This is a genomic window from Labrys sp. ALF-8, from assembly GCF_059699065.1.
Genome location: NZ_AP048538.1, coordinates 1,853,612 through 1,870,804, shown reverse-complemented (window position 1 = coordinate 1,870,804; position 17,193 = coordinate 1,853,612). Strand labels below are relative to the sequence as shown.

The window sequence follows — 17,193 nt, the reverse complement described above, 5'->3', positions numbered from 1 at the left end:
CTGACGCTTAAGGGGCGGAGGTGATCGCACGCAGGCGCCGCACATCGTCAGCACCAAGGCGGCAGCGATCATCCGGCCGAGCGGCCAGGGCTGTCTCGTAATCATCGATCTTTTCCTGGTTGGCTTCGGCCGCCTTTTCGACAGCCCGCATCTCGTCCTGGGCAATGCCGGCGAGAGCGTTGGCGATGTTGAGATCCGCGTTTGCCGCGGCGAGCTTGGCCTCGAGCGCTGCGACATTGTCGAGTCGCGCCTGCTCGTGTCGGCCGTAGAAGTAGCTGCCGCCACATGCCATGGCGGCGAGCATGATAAGCGCGCATGCCTGGCCGAGCCTGGTAGAGAGGAAGGCGAGGGCGGCTGACATGTCAGATGCCTGACACGCAGAGTTCGCCCTCACCAACGCGGCTGGTGTCGCCCATCTCGCGGCGTTTCACCAAGCCGATAATCATCCTGCCGCCAGCCTTATTGAAGGCCGTCGCGGCGTTGCAGCTCGCCTGATATTGCCCGGCCTGCCCGAGCCTGGCGGCCGTGGAGCCGCAAGCATTGCCGACCCCGATGTTCCAGGACAAGGAAACCATCATCGCCTGCCACGCCACCGGCCGCGTGTCGAAATTGTCGATGCATCGTTTGAGGCCGGGGTAGAACTCCTTGGCGAGTCGCCCTTGCAGGCGTCGATCGCATCCTGCCGGCGTCTCGACCATCCCCGGGGTGACATTCTTCGTGTCGCCGTCGCAGATCGTCCAGACGGGCGGCCGCGCGATCCGGTCATAGTAGGCGCGGAGTTCGCGCCCCTCCCATGGCTTGATCAGCGAGTTCGCCGCGAGCGCGACAGCAGATGGCACCGGAGGTTCACCGGACTTGGTGACGTACCAGACACCTCCGACCGCCGTCGAGATCGACATGACGGCTGCGATTGCGGTCTTGGCCCGGTTACTTGACCTGATCGGCTGGGTTGGCATTGGTGATACCTTTCTGAGCGACGAGGCGCGCGAAGAATGCGGCGGCAACGGTCAAGCCGGTCACCGCCGAGAAGAGGCTTTGGGGAATGGGGAGGATGCCGCCGAGAATGGGCCATGCCGCCTCGATGCCGGACAGGATGGCGGCGATCAGCATGAGCCGTACGCTCCAGGCTCGACGCAGCACTACACGCCAGTTCTCCACGAGCGTCATGGCCGCAACTCCCTTGCGAGGAGGCGCACTTTTATAGTGACGAGGCAGGCAAGGACGCGCATGTGGGAAGCCCTAGTTTAGCTCGGACTAAAGAGGTATGCCCATTTTGTCAATAAAAGAGTGACGTTAGTACCACTCGATTACACAGCCGCCGTCCTGTCCAAACCCCTGATTGGTGATCGAGTTCTGCCCAGCCTTACCGAGAACGATCATGATAATGCTGTTTGGAAGCACGGCCGGATCGCCGATCGTAAATGTCTTCTCGACGTAGCCAGCGCCGCCACCGCCAGATTCAGCACCGTAGCCGGCCATGCTGAGCGATGGCACGGGCACACCTCGGGTTGGGGTCGATGTGGTATAGCCCACAGTGCCGGTCCCGTTGATGTCGCCACCGGTGCCAACACCACCAGCGCCGCCGCTGTATTGCGCTTGCCTTCCCTGACCGCCCGTGGCTTTGAGGCCGAGTGCATCGATCTTGGAGTCACCACCTGCAGTGCCGTACCCGCCGCCAGCGCCGCCTACCTGGCCGTCCGTCCTAGCTCCGCCGCCGCCAGCGCCGGTCATGCGGAAGCGGATCTGATTGAACACGGGCGGCACTGTGAAGTAGAAGGTACCGTTGGTCCAATATTCGGCCGAGCCCGCCTCTACCGACGGGGTCGCCATCAGGAAGTGGCGAACAAGACGGCTCATACTTGCCCCAGCGCGGCGCCTGCCGTCCAGATCGCATCGGCCTGGGCCGAGGTCATGCCGGCGAATTCGATGAATGCCTCGACGAAACGGTGGTGCCGGTGGAATTCCTGCACGCTGCTCAACAGCATCTCGGCCTGAAACTGATCGTCCGGTGTCGGAAGCGTGGCGATGAAGTCGATGAATTGCTGAGGGAGCGCCCCGGTTTTCACGGCGGCAAGTGCAGATTGCTGGCTGATGATCGGCGGATTCTGCATCGCGACGACGGTGAAAAACTGCCAGCGAGAGAGCGCCTCCGGCACGATCGGGGTGTCCAGCTCCACGTCATAGCTGGTCTTGATAATCCCGCCCTCGAGCGAATAGCGCGCCTCGCCGACGACATGAAAACCGACAGGCGGCACAAACGGCTCGACCGGCGCAAGACCGATCGCATTGAGCCCCTCGGCCGTCCAAAATTGCTCGATATTCATCGGGTAGAGCACACCATCATCATCGGGAAGACGCTCGCCGAGCCAGGGTTGCATGGTGTCAATTCGGAAGAGCATGGGATTTCCTATCTCAATGCCATGGCGACGCCGGAGTATGGGCTGACGCTCGTGCTTGGGGTTGCGGTGATCGAGACGCTGCCGCCGCCGACCGATTGCAGACTCGCGCCGCTATGCCGGGCCTGCGTCGAGCCCATGACCGCATCGACGTCCTTGGTCAGAAGGGTCCAGGTCCAGGAATAGGCGCCGGTCTGATAGCCGAGCACATATCCGAACATCAGGGCACCGGCCGACACACCGCTCATGGATAGGTTCAAGGGGCTTGTGCCGGCGCTGGCTGTCGCGACGGGAGTCAAGCTCTTCAGCTTCTTGGCTGACCAAACCGTACAGCTCGCGCGAACCATTGCGGCACTGAACGTCACTGTCACATTGGCTGTGGTATTGCTGCCCAGCGGTGGCACGGTGATGACATAGAAGGCGGACGTAGCGAAGGAATTGGCTTCGAGGCGGACTTTCTGAACGCCCGATATGGCGTTCCAAACCACCGACGAAATCGTGCGGGTCGCTGCCGACATACCGCCTACTGCGACAATGAGGTACTGCGTTTCGGTCGAGGCTGGCACAGTGGCGCTGAAGCTATATGCCGACGCACCCGCCGAACTGCTAGCTGAGCCGAGGAGGCTGTAGCTCGGAAGCGATTTCCGTTTGCGGACGCGTGCGATCAAGCCTGGGAGCATCAGCCCAGCCCACTTGCGCTAATCGAAAGCTGAATTTCGTTCGTTGCCGTGCAGCGCCAGTCGATGATCGTGATTGCGTTCGCAGCGCTGGCAATAGCCTCGGCGGTCTGGCCGTCCCACTTGTAATAGGAACCGTAGGCAAGGGTCCGCCCGCCCGTGGCGTCTTGCTTGATCCGGAAAAAACCGGTTTCTCCGACAAACGGAGCGTTGGACGGGTTCGCCAACGTGGCGTTGGTTGCCAGCGACGCTAGCTCGAAATTCCAGCCAGCGGCGAAATCCGGCGTGATGGTTGAACCAGATACCAAGTTGACGACGGCCGCCGCCGCTCGCGCTTTGTCGGCGGTTATGACTTTGTCAACAGTGCCGGCCGCAAGTTCGGCCGCCGTGCCGATGCTCTTCGAAGCGGCACTGCCAAGCGTCGGCTTGTTGTCCAGCGCATTGTAGTCCGTCGTGCCGGCCGGGCCGGTTGCGCCAGTATCGCCCTTGTCGCCCTTGGGGCCGGTAGCACCGGTATCGCCCTTTGCGCCAGTGGCGCCCGTATTGCCGGTCGGCCCCTGGATACCTTGATCGCCCTTTGGACCCTGCGGCCCCTGATCGCCGGTGTCGCCCTTTGGTCCTGCCGGTCCGATGCCACCTTGCGGGCCCTGGTCGCCAGTGTCCCCCTTTGGTCCGGCAGGTCCGACATCGCCCATGTCACCTTTGTCGCCTTTGTCGCCTTTATCGCCCTTGCCAAAGGGAATGCCGGCTGACCAACCGGAGACGCCCTGGCGGATGTAAAGGTTACCCTCATCCGTTGCCAGGAACGAAAAGCCCGACGGCTGCGCATCGTATGTGGAGCGCTCCGCGAAAAGACCTGTGGCATCGACGGCAAATGCCTCGCCACGGTCGCCCTTATCGCCCTTAGGGCCAGTGGCACCAGTTGGCCCGACGGAGCCCGTTGCGCCGGTATCGCCTTTGTCGCCCTTTGCGCCGGTAGCACCGGTGTCTCCCTTATCGCCCTTCGGCCCCTGCGCGCCGGTATTTCCCTGCGGACCTTGGGCGCCCTGTGAGCCGGATGCACCGGTATCGCCCTGGTCGCCTTTGGCTCCTTGGTCCCCGCGGTCCCCCGACAACACAGCCATCGTCGATACGGCACTTCCGCTGACGAACGGGCCAGAGTGGGCGACATGGGTCAGCGGGAATTTGACATAGGTGCCGGCGTCCACCGGAGCGCCGAAGCGATAGATGGACCATGTCGAGGCGTCGGCCGAGGCGACAAGGTGGAAGAGACCCTTCCAGGTCGAAGTATTCGACCCAAGCGCCGCCAGCCACCCGCCGACGGGTGTCCCGAGCCTCTCCGTCTTGGAGAAATAGCCGAATGTTGCGGTGCTCGGGTCTGCGGAGTTGAGGGCGAGTTTACCGGTGCCGGGGTCGAGATCGGCGGTGGCAGGTGAGAAGTCGTATGCGAATGTCGGCGAAATCCCGTCCTTCAGCGCGAAGCTGTCGACCTCAACACCCAAGAACCGCGCGTCATCTGTGACGCCGTCGGGATCGTAAATCGGCATGATCTCCTTGCCGGAGAGTGCCTTCTTGATCGGGCGCGTGCTGAGGTCTGCCATTGAGTTACCTGTACGGATAACGCTGGCGGATCTCTTCGACCTTGACGAGCCATTGCCCGCGGGTCGCCTCGCCACGCTGGAATTTCATGAAGAGTGGATCGGCCTCGAGCACCATGGCCGCGTTGCGCGACTGGCGCTGGCCGGCATTGTAGGTCTCGACGATCTCAGCGACTTCCTGCTCGGTCAGATCGATGATCGGTCGCGAGACCGAGAAACCCTTCTTCGGGTCATAGGTGACCTGGATGTCGCCGACCTTCTGCTTGAAGGAGTCAAAGTCGGGCACCACTGCCTGGACCAAGTGCCAGCCGTGGCGCTCTTGATCCTGCTCGCTCAGCAGATGGAAGCCGGTGATATTTCCGAACTCGGTAGCCGGCGAGGTGCGGAATTCCGTCACCGTGTTGCCGTCGAGATGGACGTAGAGAACAATGCGCATCAGGGGCTCTCAGGTGTATTTGCCGTAGACAGTCGCGCCACCGTCGCGGCTCCAAAACACCATCCAGTCGGTACCGGATGCACGCGGAGTTCGAACGGGCGTGGTTTGGAATGTGCCGTCGGCTTTGATCCACTGGATGGTCGGCCAAATGATGCTCGCGCTGCCGCCGTTCACCAGCTCGAGGAACAGGTTGGTCATCGTTCCGGCCGGCGACCAGTTCGAGAACGCGACTGTGCAGGCGCCGCCGATGATCAGCTTCTTGGCTGACCCGGCTCGAAGGTCCAGGGTGACAGTGCCGGTGACTATCGTGCCATGGTCGACGAACGTTTCGGTGAAGTCTCCATTCGGCACCGTCCACTGCGCGCCGTCGAAATACATCTGACGGTTCTTCTGCGCCTTGACGGTGGCACGCCAGCCCAACTTCGGAACTAGATAGACCCAAACCCCATTGTCTCGCACCGCGACTTTCTGGTCATTCACGCCGCCAGAAACAATGTAGATCACCCCGTCGCTCGGGGTCGCCGGCAGTGCCGATATGTCTTCCACGGCGAGCTGTGAGACGGCTGAGACGGTGAGCATATTGGGGTCCATCCAGAGATCCCAATTGCTGTCGCCGCGCGGCGCGTAGCCTCCGAGGCCGAGTCCGGGGAGTGTGCGCTGTGAGGGCATTCGTCTATCCGTGTTGACGAATGACCACTATCATCACTCGTCAGCTTACACAACAAAATGTTGACAAACTAGGTGCCGTAATCCACCCCGTACCTGATGCCGTAGCCCGATGCGCTGAGCTGATAAAGCACATGGCGACTGGTTGAGGTGAGCGACGGGAAGCCATCGCGAACCGACGACACCCTGACAAAGAAATAGGTGTCGACTGTCACCACGCCAAAGTCGGCGAGCGGAATGTCCAGCGACGTTCCTACGATGCCGGTGTAGCTCTTCACCATCGTCGTACCGTCGGCGGCCAAGAGTTCCACCGTGGTCGTCTGTCCATCCTCGGGTGGCACGTCGGCGTCCGTCCAGCGCAGGACTTGCGCCGTCTCCGTCAGCCGGTTGCGCCTCGACCAGGTGACCGTAATGCCGGAGTCGAGGGCGTTGATCACGGTCAGTACGGAGTCTGTCCCATTGAGCTTTATATTCGCCGGGCGGTAGGGCCGATAGATACGGTCGGTGAGATCGGCTATCTGGACGGGGGCCTCTTCTACCGGAAGCTGGTCGATCGGGGTTTTGGTCAGCAGTTTGTAGCTCACGCTCTCGCCGTCAGACCGGACAGTCGGATCAATTATCGTCGTGCGCGGGTCAATGAACCAGATGTAGGCTCCTGCGCCCCAGGCCAGTGGCACCGTGTCGAGCACACCGCGACGCACGACGCAGGTGCTTTCCGACAGCGACTCCACGGCGCACAGCTCGAAGATCGTCGGGTCATCCTGGTTCTCGATCAGCACCGTCATGCCGACCTCCAGCTCGCGGCCGCTGTAGTTGGCGATCGGGTAGAGGTCGGTTTGGTATTCCGAGGGGAGGGACGACGTGATGACGCCGAAGCCCTGTTTGTCGATCGAGCACACGCTCAGGAATTTCAGATTGCCGACGATGTCGGTTTGGAGCGCCATGACGTCGAGGGTCTTGATATCGCGGGATGGATCGCCGGTGAGCAGCAGGGACCGGCATTCCGGATACTGGATCTGCTGGGCTATGGTGTCACCGAGGCCGACGGCGACGAAGTAATAGGGCGATGTGTCGAGCCTCGAATAGGAGATTGGCTCTGCCTGCCGACTCTCGTCGACCCACTGTGTCGGCGGAGCGATGTAGACCGCGTCGGCGAAGCCAAAGATGTCCTCATTCATCGTGAGGATGATGCTCGGATCGTTGGGCTGACCGTACTGCACCTGCATCACGCGCATATAGGCTCGGCCGACACCGCGCTCAGGCCAATGGAATGCCACCACGTCACCCGGCTTCGTCGCCCAGAACCGATGATCGACAGCGACCGTGGCTGCAATGAGCGGCGTGGAGGAGTTCTGGACATCTCGTTCCGCCAGCCGCATTGCCAGGTCGGCATTGCGCACGCCGTAATAGTTGCGCGAGTCCGAGATGACCGCGCCCTGGATCATTATATTCGCATCAGCGTGGGCGGTGACGGTTTCTTCCTGCTCGTTCTCGGGGTTGGTCCAAGTGACCACAACCTCATTGACCGTCTCACCCCAACCCTTGCGCTGGAAGGACTGGAGGGTGGCATTGTCGGGCGATACGACCGGCAGACTGTCTTCGTCGTAATCCTTGCGCAGGAGCTTGAGGAAGAGCTTGCCGGTGCGGGGGTCGAGTGCCAGCGTGCCGGAGATATGGTCGGCGATCTCGCCGATGAAGTCCTGGATGGTTGCCTGCTGGTTCCAGAGCATCGACAGGCCGAAGCTCTCGTCGCGAAGTGTCTGCGCTGCCACCAGGAAGGAGTCGACGTCGATGATCGCCGCCGATGCGCCCATGCCCCATTCCTGGTTGGTGAGGCATTCGTAGATCATATGCGCCGGGTTGGCGTTCACGCCGATCTTCGAGTTTGAGTCCAGGCCACGCGGCTTGCGGCTGACGGTTACCCAGATCCCGGGCACGCTCGGATTATTCGAGCCCCACTTATAACCGCCAAATTTCTTGTTGCCTTTGACCGAGCTCAGGACGGTATCGACAAGTGCTTGGCCGAACGTGTTTGCCACGGCCGTAGCCGCGTCTCGACCTCGAAAGAACAGCGCCGCGATGCCGCGAAATCCCGGCATGTCCTGCGGCGTTCCATTGGTGACGAACGCGCCCGTGTCGCTGCCCGGTAGGCTATTGGCGAGACGAACCGCCGCATTCGTTGTGAGAAGCTGGTCTGGGCCGCCCATATAGCACTCGACGGTGCCCACGACGCCGCCCTGCTCTTTGTCGCCACCGAACAAGCCGGGCATGGAGGTCACGACAGCCACATTTGACGTGACGGGCGTGAACACGGTGATCTTCTTCTCGTTGATATAGAGCGCGTCGATCGAGTCCACGGGCCCGCGGCAGATGCCGTAGTGCATGGAGAGCAGATAATCGGCTACCTGCGTCTGTTGGCCACCGGCCTTACCGCCCATTCCCATTATGAAATTCCTCGGTTGCGCAAGGTGCGCTCCACGATATTGATCGCATCTGCATCACCGACGGCCAGGCAATCACGAGCCGGGATGCCTTCCTTGAAGGCCTTGCGCGCATCGAAGCCATTCAGCTCCAGCCATTTGCGGAGACCGGACGGGCAGTAGCCGGCACGGCGCGCATCCGTCGCGGTGATCACAAGGCCGTCGATATCTTCGTCGCGGAACGGCATCAGTTGACGTACCTCGTGATGACCTGCTTATCGCCGAACCAAAGGATGTTTGGGCCCTGGACGGTTATCTGGCCGAACACCACCGGGATCGGCCGACCAGCATCCACGGTCGGGTCTTGCAAATCCTGTGCGGCGGCCGGCTTCTGCTTCTTCGGCTTTGGAGTGATCGCAAAGGCGATCACCTGGAGCGCGAGTCCGATCAGGATTTGGATTAGCCAGGTAGGCAAGACTTCCTCCTAGGTGAAGGTGCCGAAGTTTTTCACGGGGTTGTTCTTGGGTATCCAAGGGCATCCGCGAAAATTGACGATGTTGTTGTGGATCGCCTTGCAGTCGTTCATGTCGTGCTTACAGCCGGCGAACATGGAGCCGGTGAGTCCGGCTGTATTTGCGTCGATCAAGCCGCTTAATGTCAACAAAATAGTGCCATCGCCCTGATCGGTAACCCCATAAATGCTGCGTGTCTGGAACCGGTTGTCGCGATCGAGCCACTCGACGGTGCCCTTATTGAATGCCGTCTTCGGTTTGGCGAGCGCGGAGGTGGGGGTGACGACAACCTTGTTCCCGCCAGCGACGGATGTGAAGGCGATAGGATTAGGGATCTTCACCGCCTTGCACTCGCCGCCATACAGACGCACTCGGCAGGGGTATTGGTAGTTGCCCAGCAAGCCCGGCCGCGCGAGCGACGAGCTCACAGGCTCACAGGTTAGGGTGGCTTCGAGGTTGTCCTCGTTGCAATTGAGTACCCGACCGGTCCACAGCGCAGAGAATTCGTGATCCGGATCTTCAGCGTGCCCCTGATATATGATCAGTGTGATGACGAAGCTCGGAGGAAATACCCGGAACAGGCCCGGGATCTCCAGGGTGCGGCTCATATTGACGTTGAGGGTCTGCTTATCGACGACGCTCATCGAGACGATGTTGTCGCTCTTGATAGGTACACGCCTGTAGATGACGGTGTTGCCGTTGAAACCCTTGAACGAAATATCCGTGTCAGCCGAGGCGTAGTAGAAATTGTCGGCTTCGTTGGTGCCGATCTGGAACCAGAAAAGTGATATGGGCGAGCCGTTGTAAAGGCTCTCCTCGCGCGTGGCGAACGACATTATTCCATCTCCACGGGGTTGGAGTGGATGCTGACGGGCAGGCCCGCGATCCAGAGGGTGAACTGAGTGTCGACCACGTCGTCGAGCGTGCTGACGGTAAAGTCGAAGGTCGCGACTTCGTCGGTTTGCCAGGCGATTGTCAAATCGTCGCCCGCGCACCGGCAGAGCGGCAACCAGCACACCATCAACACCTCATCTGGGTCTAGCGTCGATGGAAGTGGCTCCATCAATGTCATGACCGTGGCGCCGTTCAGCGCATCCACGGTCATGTTGGTGATGTTGCAGGGAATGATCGAGGTAGCTGTGATGAGGGCCAGGTTGCTGAAGCCCGCAATGCCCTTCAGCGTGGCCGTGTCGGTGCCGTCAACGTGGATTGTCGTATCGCCGGGGGCGATCGGGGATACCAGTTCCAGGTCGCGCTCCCAGGTCGGCATGAAGAAGACGCCGCGCTGCCCCTTCATGCGGAAGAAGAACCGGCGAAGGTCATCGGCATCGGCCCGCGAGCGTGAAAGAAACGTGCCCTTGATCGTGCGGCGCGGGTACTGGTTCGGCATATAGGTCTCGATCGGGCCAGCGCCGTTGTAGTCCACCCGATCGACAACGACATCGTTGGTTATCGAGAGATCGGAGCTCCAGTTCGGTCGAAGCGGGAACACCTCCACGGAGAGATGATAAGTCGGGGTCCGGCCGCCAAAGCGACTGCTGACGAAAGGATCGCCGTAGGTCTCTGTCGTAGGGTCGACCTCGAAATCGACGGCATACTCGGCCACCGTCGCCGTCTTCCTCGTCGAGCTCAACGAGGTTGCCAGCCGGCCAAAGCGCAGCGGGTATATCCGACCGCCGCCACCGGCGTTGTCGAGGCCGACGAGCACGTGGACGGTGTTGCCGGTAACACTGACGACATTGGCCTGACGCCATTTGCCCTGCAATTCCAGGGCCACGTAGGCGCCGGCTACCAGCCAGCCCGGCACCTCGGCGACATCGAACGTATCCTGGAAAGAAACCAGCGTGCTTGTGATGTCGACGGAGTCTGTGATCTCGGGGACCGCGAAACGAAGACCCTGATTGTAGGCGACGACGGTCTTGAAGTTGCGGAGATCGGCATCGGTCGGGTTGGTCGTGAAAGACAGTCGTTTCCGCGGCACCATTCGCAGGGCCCGGCGCTGCTCGACACCGGCACGCGACGTGATGATATCCGTCTTAAACTGATAGGTGACGTTGTAGGCGTTGCTCCAGTTCGGAGGGATGAGTGCGAATTTGACGTCCGAAGGCAGTACCATGGCTCACCCGAGGATCTTCCGGATTTGGTTCTTGTTGCGCTGGATATAGTTCGTGAGCACGCGCTGCCCGGGAACCGTGTCCATGGCGGCCGAGAGAACGTCAGCCGGATCGAAGGTATTGATGATCTTGAGATCTGTCGTGCCAGCGGCCGGCGCCGCACCGGGGCTCATCCCACCGTTCAGGATATTGCGGGGGTCGCCCTTGCTGAGCACTTCCTCGCCCCTCTGAAGGATCGCCGGCACTTCATCGCTCGAAAGGCCGGGCAAACCTCCGCTGTGGAATCGCCTGGCGCCCATGAATACCATTGGGTCGATGGAGCGCACGCGCGCGCTACTCTCGGATCCGATCAGACCACCGGAGTGGAATAGTGACGCGAAGAATCCACCAATGCCGCCCTGACCCTTGAAACCCTTGAAGGCGGAAGACAGTGCGTTGAAGATCGTCGCCTCAATAATCATCTGGCCGATCTTCATCAGGAAGCTTGATGCCCAGTTGAGAAATGCATCCTTCAGAGCATCGATACCCTTCTTTCCTTCACGCAGGCCGTTGAGGAAGTCGCCAAAGATGTTGCTGAAGCCACTGGCAAAGTCGCGTCCAATCCCGGAAAGCTGATCGAGGTTAAGACCGAGATAGCTTGTTTCGCTTTTTGCGTGCTCCACGTTCTCGCCAAGGTGCTCAGCACTTGCGGCGAGTTTGTCCAAGTCGCCCAGAGCCTTCTTGTCACCTAGAGCTTCGGCAAGTTCCTTCGCTTTCGGCACACCATCCTTGATCTGCTGGATGTAATTGGCCATTGCTGCCTTCGCAGCATCCATGCCCGAGCGATTGCCATCTCTCTGCGCGTCCTGATACTTCCTCCACTCGGCTTGCAGGCTAGCGTAAAGGCCCTGAATCTCGCGGATCGCATCCTTCTCGGCTTTGTTCTTCGCGTCACCGGCATGCTTCGCATCGTACTGAGCGCCGACTTCTTCCTGGATGCGCTTGATCTGCTCCTCGCTGATCGCCACGCCATCCTGGGCGGCCTTGTTTTTGGCCTCTTGTACGGCCTTGTTTATAAGCTCCTGGCGGGTCGACTCCTTCAGTCCATCGATCTCGGCCTTGCGCAAATCGCTCTGCCGCTGAAGGTCGGAGTCGAAATTCTCCTGCTTGGTGTTGCCCTTATTGTCGAGCGTGGCGTTAACGCCACCCATCTTACCAGCGGCCCATGCCTCTAGCTGGGCGACAGTCAGACCGGCCTTGAAAACGCCGGGGTTGGCACGAGCGGCTTCCGGGGCGATCTTGGCGGCGAGCTCATCCGGGTTGGCCAGCAGAACCTTGATGGCGCCACCTGCTCCTAGGAAATGAGCAAGATAGAGGTTGGCCGGCGAAGCATCCAGGCCGGCCCGCGCCAGTGCCGCAGCGTTCTCCTTCGTCAGCGCGTCCAGCATCTTGGTCGCGGATTCCTGATTGAACCGAAACGCGAGCTTCTGGGTGTCATTCAGTTCCTTTAGCTCGGGGAAGACACTGTTAAACAAGCGCAGCCAAGTGCCTTCGGTAAACTGACCGATACCGCGTGCCGTTGATGTCGTCGGCTGAGGCGTATTAGGGCTTTGCCCGCCCTCAATCCTGATAATGCGTGCGATGATGCCTTCGGCGTTGCCCGTCAAGCCCTCCACGGCTGCGCCAAACTTCTGGTTCGCCATGAATTCGGCGGCATCCTTGGCGGCATCGCGCATATCAGTCAGTTGCTTCGACAGCGCCTGGAACGCGGGAAGCGAAATGCCGGCCTGTTTGGCATACTGTTCGAGGGCCTTCTGAGCGTCCGCATAGACTTCATCGATCTTAGCGTCCTTCTGAAGGAGCTTCATGTCGGTCGACAGGTCCGGCAGAAACCCCTTCAGCTTGTTCGTCGCATCGGTATACGCCTGCTGCGCCTCAGCCGCCTTCGCAGTGTTATCCGTCAGATCTTTCGTCGCGCTGCCGACACCGTCCAATGACTTCGACGCTTCGTCAGCCGTGCCATTGAAAATCGCGAGGATGCGTTGCGCAGACTGCGCACCCTCCTCGTACTTGCGGGTAGCCTCGGCATTGGCGAGCAACTGATCGGCAAATGCCTTCACCGCCTCGCTGCTCGAAGCCGTCGCGATGTCGGAGATCTTCTTCTTGTAGTCGTCGACGTTGCCGCCGAGCTTCACCCATTGCTGCTCAAGGCGCGCGAGATCGTAGAACTGATCCTTGACACCATTGCCGTTGATGTTGGTTTGGTCGAAGAAGGATAGACTGCTGCTGCCGCGGCTGGTTTGAAGAGATGCGCGCGAGTCGTTGGCCGCCTGAGTCAGCTTGATCGAGTTCGTTTCGGCTTCACGCTTGGTAACGCCCTCGATCTTCTTGGCCCAATCATCCGCGGCCGCGCCATTCGCCACGTAGGCGGCCCGCACCGCTTCGAGGATCCGCTGGTGCTCGTCGAGCGCCTGCGTGGCTTTGTCGACGCTGGTCGCCCAATACGTCACACCGGCACCGACGATTGTGGCGATGATGCCAGGGATGCCGCCGAGAGCTGATGTCAGAGCCCGGGCCGCCACGCCGAGGCCGCCGATTAGACTGGTTGCGCCGGTGAGGGCAGTGGCGAAGGTCGCGAAGCCCGTGGCGGCGGCGCCAATTGCTGCACCGATGCGGGTGATCACGCCGGCAAACTGCATGCCGATAATCGCACCGATGAGGATTTTGAGTTCGTTGATGTAGGGGATGAGCGCGGTCAGGGCGCGCACGGCAGTTCCAGCGGCCTGACCGATAGCAAGGAAGAAGTCTCGGCCGTCGCGACTCTGGAAATAGGCCGTCAGCTTGCGCAGACCGTCTGTAAAGGCATCGATAAAGCCACCCTTGCCGACCTCGAGCAGTGCATTGAAGATGGCGTTCTGGAACTGACCAAGCGCCGTCGTTGTCGTCTTAAGCGAATCCTGGAGCTGCGGGCCGAACTTTTGCGTCAACAGGTCTGCGAATTTAAGCATGGTGTCGCTTTCCGCGAGCACCTCACCCTTCTTCATCATCTTGTCGAGTTCGGCCGTCGACACGCCGAGCGCTTCGGCAAAGAGCGAAAAGGCGCCGGGCAGACGATCGCCCAACTGCCGACGCAGTTCTTCGGACGATACCTTGCCCTTCGAGATCATCTGCTCGAGCGCGAGGAACACGCCGTTTGTCTGGTCAATCGACAGCTTGTTGACACGAGCTGCTTCGGCGACCGAAACGAAGATCTTGCGCGTATCCTCCATGGTGAAGTTGGAGGTCTTCGCGGCCACCGCAAATTTCGAATACTGGTCGGACAGCGTCTCGAAACTGATGCCGAGCCGGGCCGCCTGCTGATTCAGGAAGGCCATCTCGTTCTGGATCTTCTGGCCGTCCTGATCGAACACCACGCCGAGGCGGTTCTGTGCGGCTTCCACTGTGCGGAACGCGGCGACGACAGAGCCGAGCTGTCCGATCGCCGCCTGCAAGCCAATATAGCTCGCAGCCAGCGAGAGTACCTGGCCACGCAAACGCTGGAACAGATCCAGTGCCTCGCGCGAGCTATTGCCGGCGCTGGCGAGCCCGCTTCCGGCGCCGGCCGCTGCCGAGCCCAGATTGGTGAGCCCCTGCGCCGCCTGGCGCGCGATCGGTGGAATGTTGCGAGTGGCAGAGGCGACCTGGTTGGTAGCCTGGGCGAGCGGCTGGACCTGGGCGGTGGCCTGTGCGAACTGCGCAAAGGTCGAGTTCGAGACGCCGCGAAGCTGTCCGAGTGCCTGCGCCTGACCGATGTATGCGGCCTTGGCGGCGGCCGAGGCATCTTTCGCCAGCAGGAATTCCCGCTGCAATTCGTCGGTTGGCGTCTTGGCATCAGCCATAGCCTTGCCGAGGCGCGTCGCTTCCGCTCGAGCATCAGCGTACGCGACCTTGGCTTGCTGGATGGCTTCCACCTGGGCCTTGTAGCCGGCGACGGTTGCCTCTGGTGCCACTACGCTCTGCGACGTGGTGCCGGTGGTGCTCTGGCGCTTCAACGCAGCGCTGAGCTTGTCGACATCCACGGCCGCCTTCGCCGAAGCGGCTGCAATGGCTTCCTGGGTTGGCGCGATGCCGCCAAGGGCGGAACTCGCGCGGTTCGCAATGGCCGAAATATCCGACATCGCGCCCTGGGCCTGCTTCAGCGCAGCGGCGTTGGTCTCGTAGGCCTTTGCGGCATTGTTCGCGTCGCGGGCAATGCGATCGTCGTTGCTGCTGGCCGATGTCTTCGCGGCTTTGAGATCGGCGTAGCTCGTCTTCAACTGCTCGAGCGCCAGCTTCTCGGCACCATACGTGTCGCTCGCAGCCTGCTTTTCGGACTGCAACTGCGCCACGAGATCGCGCTGCTGGGCGGCACGCTTGACCAGGTCGTCCGACGGCGTCTGCTGCTTGCCGACAAGCGCATTCAGGTTGTTGAGGACGGTCTCGGCCTTCGAGAATTCCTTGTTGGCCTCCGTCTGGGCCTTGCGTGCAGCGTCGACAGCGTCCTTCTGCTTCTTAAGAGCAGCAGCTTCGGAGTCGATCAGGGTCGTGAGATTGGCGATATAGTCGCGGCTGACACGCTGAGACTCGGCGAAGGTCGCCATGTCGGACTGGCTCTTCGAGACGGCGTTCTGCAAACGCCCGACCGCGCCAGCGGCCTTGTCCATCTGCTCGCTGATCACGCCAAGGGCACTCAGGCCCTTGGTCTCTGCGTTGAGCTTCGTGAGCGCATCCTTGAGCTGACCCATCATGGAGTCAGCTTTGCCCGCGCTCACGGCGGTCGAGGACTGCGCGTCGGTCAGATCCTTGAGCGCCTTGGATACGCTTTCGATGGCGGCTGTTGCGTCATTCTTGGCCTTAATGACCAGGGAGACGTCTTTGCTATTACCCGCCATCTCGCGTCAACCTCTTGATCGTCTTAGAAAACTGCTTCCCGCCTTCTTTCGAGAGGATCGAGGAGACGGTCTGCTGGAGGAGGATCGCTGCGGAGGCCAGGGCGAGATTATTCCGCTCCCTGACCAAGCGCGCCTCATCCAGGACAAAGCCAACTGGATAGTGGCGGGCGAGGGGGTGGCCGTTGGCGAGCAGCAAGCTCACATGGCGGCGCAGTCCCCAAATCCAGTCGGTCAGCCCTTCGGCGCCAGCTTGGAGGAAAGTCCCCCCAGAAGGCGCGTCACCGTCTCCCAGACTTTTTTTGCTCCGCCCTCCGTCTGGAATGTGAGGCGGATCGTCTTGTCGAGCGCATCCACCTGCACGTCGATCGGCAGCATGGCCGCCACGTCAAACGCCGGCACTTCGTCGGGCTTCTCGCGGGAGGCGAGGGCGATGATGTGTGCGGCGATCCCGGGAGCGGCGATCACAAGCTCCTGGGCGACATCCCCGATGGTCTCGGCGGCAATTGCGAGGTTGCCGGCCTGGTCTTCGCTCACGAGCTGGGCATAGATCTGCTTCAGCCGTTCGCCATGGAATGCGACCAGGGTCGAGATGTCGGAGAGGGAGAGACCGCGGACGGTGAAACTCTGGCCGTCCGCGAGAGTGACCTCTTTGCGAGGCAAAGACAGGGTGAGGTCTTTCAGGCCCATGACGGCTCCTTACGCCGTAACCGGACGGGTTTCGACGTACAGAGCTTCCCGGTCGGCGCGCTTGAGGATCTCGAGCTTGAACGGGATGGTCTGCCACTGATCGGTGATCAGGTTGTAGTCGCCATTCGGACTGACCTTGATCCACGGAATCAGATAGTCCTTCTGCGACCCGGTCGGATTGCGCGAGATGAACTTCAGCGAGCCTTCGACCGAGGTCGAGCCCGAGATGATGCGCGTGCGGGTCGAGGCGAGGATATCGTAGTCGATGGTCAGGTCGTCGCCGTCGACGATGGAGCCGTCACTCAGGATGTGCAGCCAGCCCGTGGAACGATCGAGCTCGTAGTCGGTGCCCTCCACGAAGGTAGTGGCGCCCTTCTTAAGGACAACTCCGGTCTGCTTGATACCCTTGTTGCCCGTCGGATTCGCCGCCGACGCACCGAGCTGGTAGCCACGGTTGACCATGGCGTCGGCCAGGGCCTCACCGGTCACACTCGACGCCGCCACTGTCAGTGCATTCGCATCGCCGAAGAAGAACAGCGAGACGTTCTTCGGGTCGATGTTGTCCGTGGTCATCTGACCGGTGCGGTTGACCTGGAGGTCAACGGCCGCGTCCTTCTCCTTCACACCGCGATAGCTGGCGAAGTGCTCGAGCTGATCGGACGCGAAGTTCATGTTGAGGTCGGTCACGTTGCCGAGCCAGCGGAAGCCTTCGGGCTCCTGCGTGCCGGTCTTGAATTTGCTGAACCAAACCTCGCCTTTACCGAGGACGTAGTCCTGTGGGTCCAATGCCATCTGACG

17 protein-coding genes are annotated in these 17,193 nt (G+C 61.1%); all 17 read right to left on the bottom strand.

All coding sequences use genetic code 11. The features are described from left to right. Nucleotides 1-7: 7 nt before the first annotated feature. Nucleotides 8-361, bottom strand: a complete 354-nt coding sequence (locus tag AC6H34_RS28950; RefSeq protein ID WP_497541126.1) for a hypothetical protein — start codon at nucleotides 359-361, stop codon at nucleotides 8-10. Nucleotide 362: 1 nt separating this feature from the next. Further along, nucleotides 363-899, bottom strand: a complete 537-nt coding sequence (locus tag AC6H34_RS28945; protein ID WP_497541125.1) for a lysozyme — start codon at nucleotides 897-899, stop codon at nucleotides 363-365. A 28-nt stretch (nucleotides 900-927) separates the two neighbouring features. Next, nucleotides 928-1,167, bottom strand: a complete 240-nt coding sequence (locus AC6H34_RS28940) for a DUF7940 domain-containing protein (protein WP_497541124.1) — start codon at nucleotides 1,165-1,167, stop codon at nucleotides 928-930. Nucleotides 1,168-1,293: 126 nt separating this feature from the next. After that, nucleotides 1,294-1,857, bottom strand: coding sequence for a hypothetical protein (locus tag AC6H34_RS28935; protein WP_497541123.1), 564 nt, complete (start codon nucleotides 1,855-1,857; stop codon nucleotides 1,294-1,296). Further along, the gene (locus tag AC6H34_RS28930) at nucleotides 1,854-2,399 is read right to left on the bottom strand and encodes a hypothetical protein (protein ID WP_497541122.1); all 546 of its coding nucleotides are present in this window, start codon (nucleotides 2,397-2,399) and stop codon (nucleotides 1,854-1,856) included. Before AC6H34_RS28930 ends, AC6H34_RS28935 begins: the two co-directional genes overlap by 4 nt. A gap of 8 nt (nucleotides 2,400-2,407) precedes the next feature. Continuing rightward, complete coding sequence (locus tag AC6H34_RS28925) at nucleotides 2,408-2,914, bottom strand: hypothetical protein (RefSeq protein WP_497541121.1); 507 nt, start codon at nucleotides 2,912-2,914, stop codon at nucleotides 2,408-2,410. A gap of 161 nt (nucleotides 2,915-3,075) precedes the next feature. Then, the gene (locus AC6H34_RS28920) at nucleotides 3,076-4,674 is read right to left on the bottom strand and encodes a collagen-like domain-containing protein (RefSeq protein ID WP_497541120.1); all 1,599 of its coding nucleotides are present in this window, start codon (nucleotides 4,672-4,674) and stop codon (nucleotides 3,076-3,078) included. 4 nt (nucleotides 4,675-4,678) lie between these two features. After that, the gene (locus tag AC6H34_RS28915) at nucleotides 4,679-5,107 is read right to left on the bottom strand and encodes a hypothetical protein (protein WP_497541119.1); all 429 of its coding nucleotides are present in this window, start codon (nucleotides 5,105-5,107) and stop codon (nucleotides 4,679-4,681) included. Nucleotides 5,108-5,116: 9 nt separating this feature from the next. Beyond that, nucleotides 5,117-5,776 carry a DUF2793 domain-containing protein gene (locus AC6H34_RS28910; protein WP_497541118.1) on the bottom strand — a complete coding sequence of 220 codons (660 nt, stop codon included), beginning with the start codon at nucleotides 5,774-5,776 and terminating at the stop codon, nucleotides 5,117-5,119. Between the two features lie 68 nt (nucleotides 5,777-5,844). After that, entirely contained in the window at nucleotides 5,845-8,217 is a 2,373-nt protein-coding gene (locus tag AC6H34_RS28905; RefSeq protein WP_497541117.1) for a phage tail protein, read from the bottom strand. Then, nucleotides 8,217-8,441, bottom strand: a complete 225-nt coding sequence (locus AC6H34_RS28900) for a hypothetical protein (RefSeq protein WP_497541116.1) — start codon at nucleotides 8,439-8,441, stop codon at nucleotides 8,217-8,219. The genes AC6H34_RS28905 and AC6H34_RS28900 overlap by 1 nt, the downstream gene beginning before the upstream one ends. Beyond that, nucleotides 8,441-8,668, bottom strand: coding sequence for a hypothetical protein (locus AC6H34_RS28895; protein ID WP_497541115.1), 228 nt, complete (start codon nucleotides 8,666-8,668; stop codon nucleotides 8,441-8,443). Before AC6H34_RS28895 ends, AC6H34_RS28900 begins: the two co-directional genes overlap by 1 nt. A gap of 9 nt (nucleotides 8,669-8,677) precedes the next feature. Continuing rightward, nucleotides 8,678-9,541: a phage BR0599 family protein gene (locus tag AC6H34_RS28890; protein WP_497541114.1), complete on the bottom strand. Its 864-nt coding sequence runs from the start codon at nucleotides 9,539-9,541 to the stop codon at nucleotides 8,678-8,680. Beyond that, entirely contained in the window at nucleotides 9,541-10,821 is a 1,281-nt protein-coding gene (locus tag AC6H34_RS28885) for a hypothetical protein (RefSeq protein ID WP_497541113.1), read from the bottom strand. Before AC6H34_RS28885 ends, AC6H34_RS28890 begins: the two co-directional genes overlap by 1 nt. Before the next feature lie 3 nt (nucleotides 10,822-10,824). After that, the gene (locus AC6H34_RS28880) at nucleotides 10,825-15,708 is read right to left on the bottom strand and encodes a tape measure protein (RefSeq protein ID WP_497541112.1); all 4,884 of its coding nucleotides are present in this window, start codon (nucleotides 15,706-15,708) and stop codon (nucleotides 10,825-10,827) included. Between the two features lie 231 nt (nucleotides 15,709-15,939). Beyond that, nucleotides 15,940-16,395, bottom strand: a complete 456-nt coding sequence (locus AC6H34_RS28875; RefSeq protein WP_497541111.1) for a phage pre-tape measure protein — start codon at nucleotides 16,393-16,395, stop codon at nucleotides 15,940-15,942. Nucleotides 16,396-16,404: 9 nt separating this feature from the next. Beyond that, nucleotides 16,405-17,187 carry a phage tail tube protein gene (locus AC6H34_RS28870; protein ID WP_497541110.1) on the bottom strand — a complete coding sequence of 261 codons (783 nt, stop codon included), beginning with the start codon at nucleotides 17,185-17,187 and terminating at the stop codon, nucleotides 16,405-16,407. Nucleotides 17,188-17,193 lie beyond the last annotated feature (6 nt).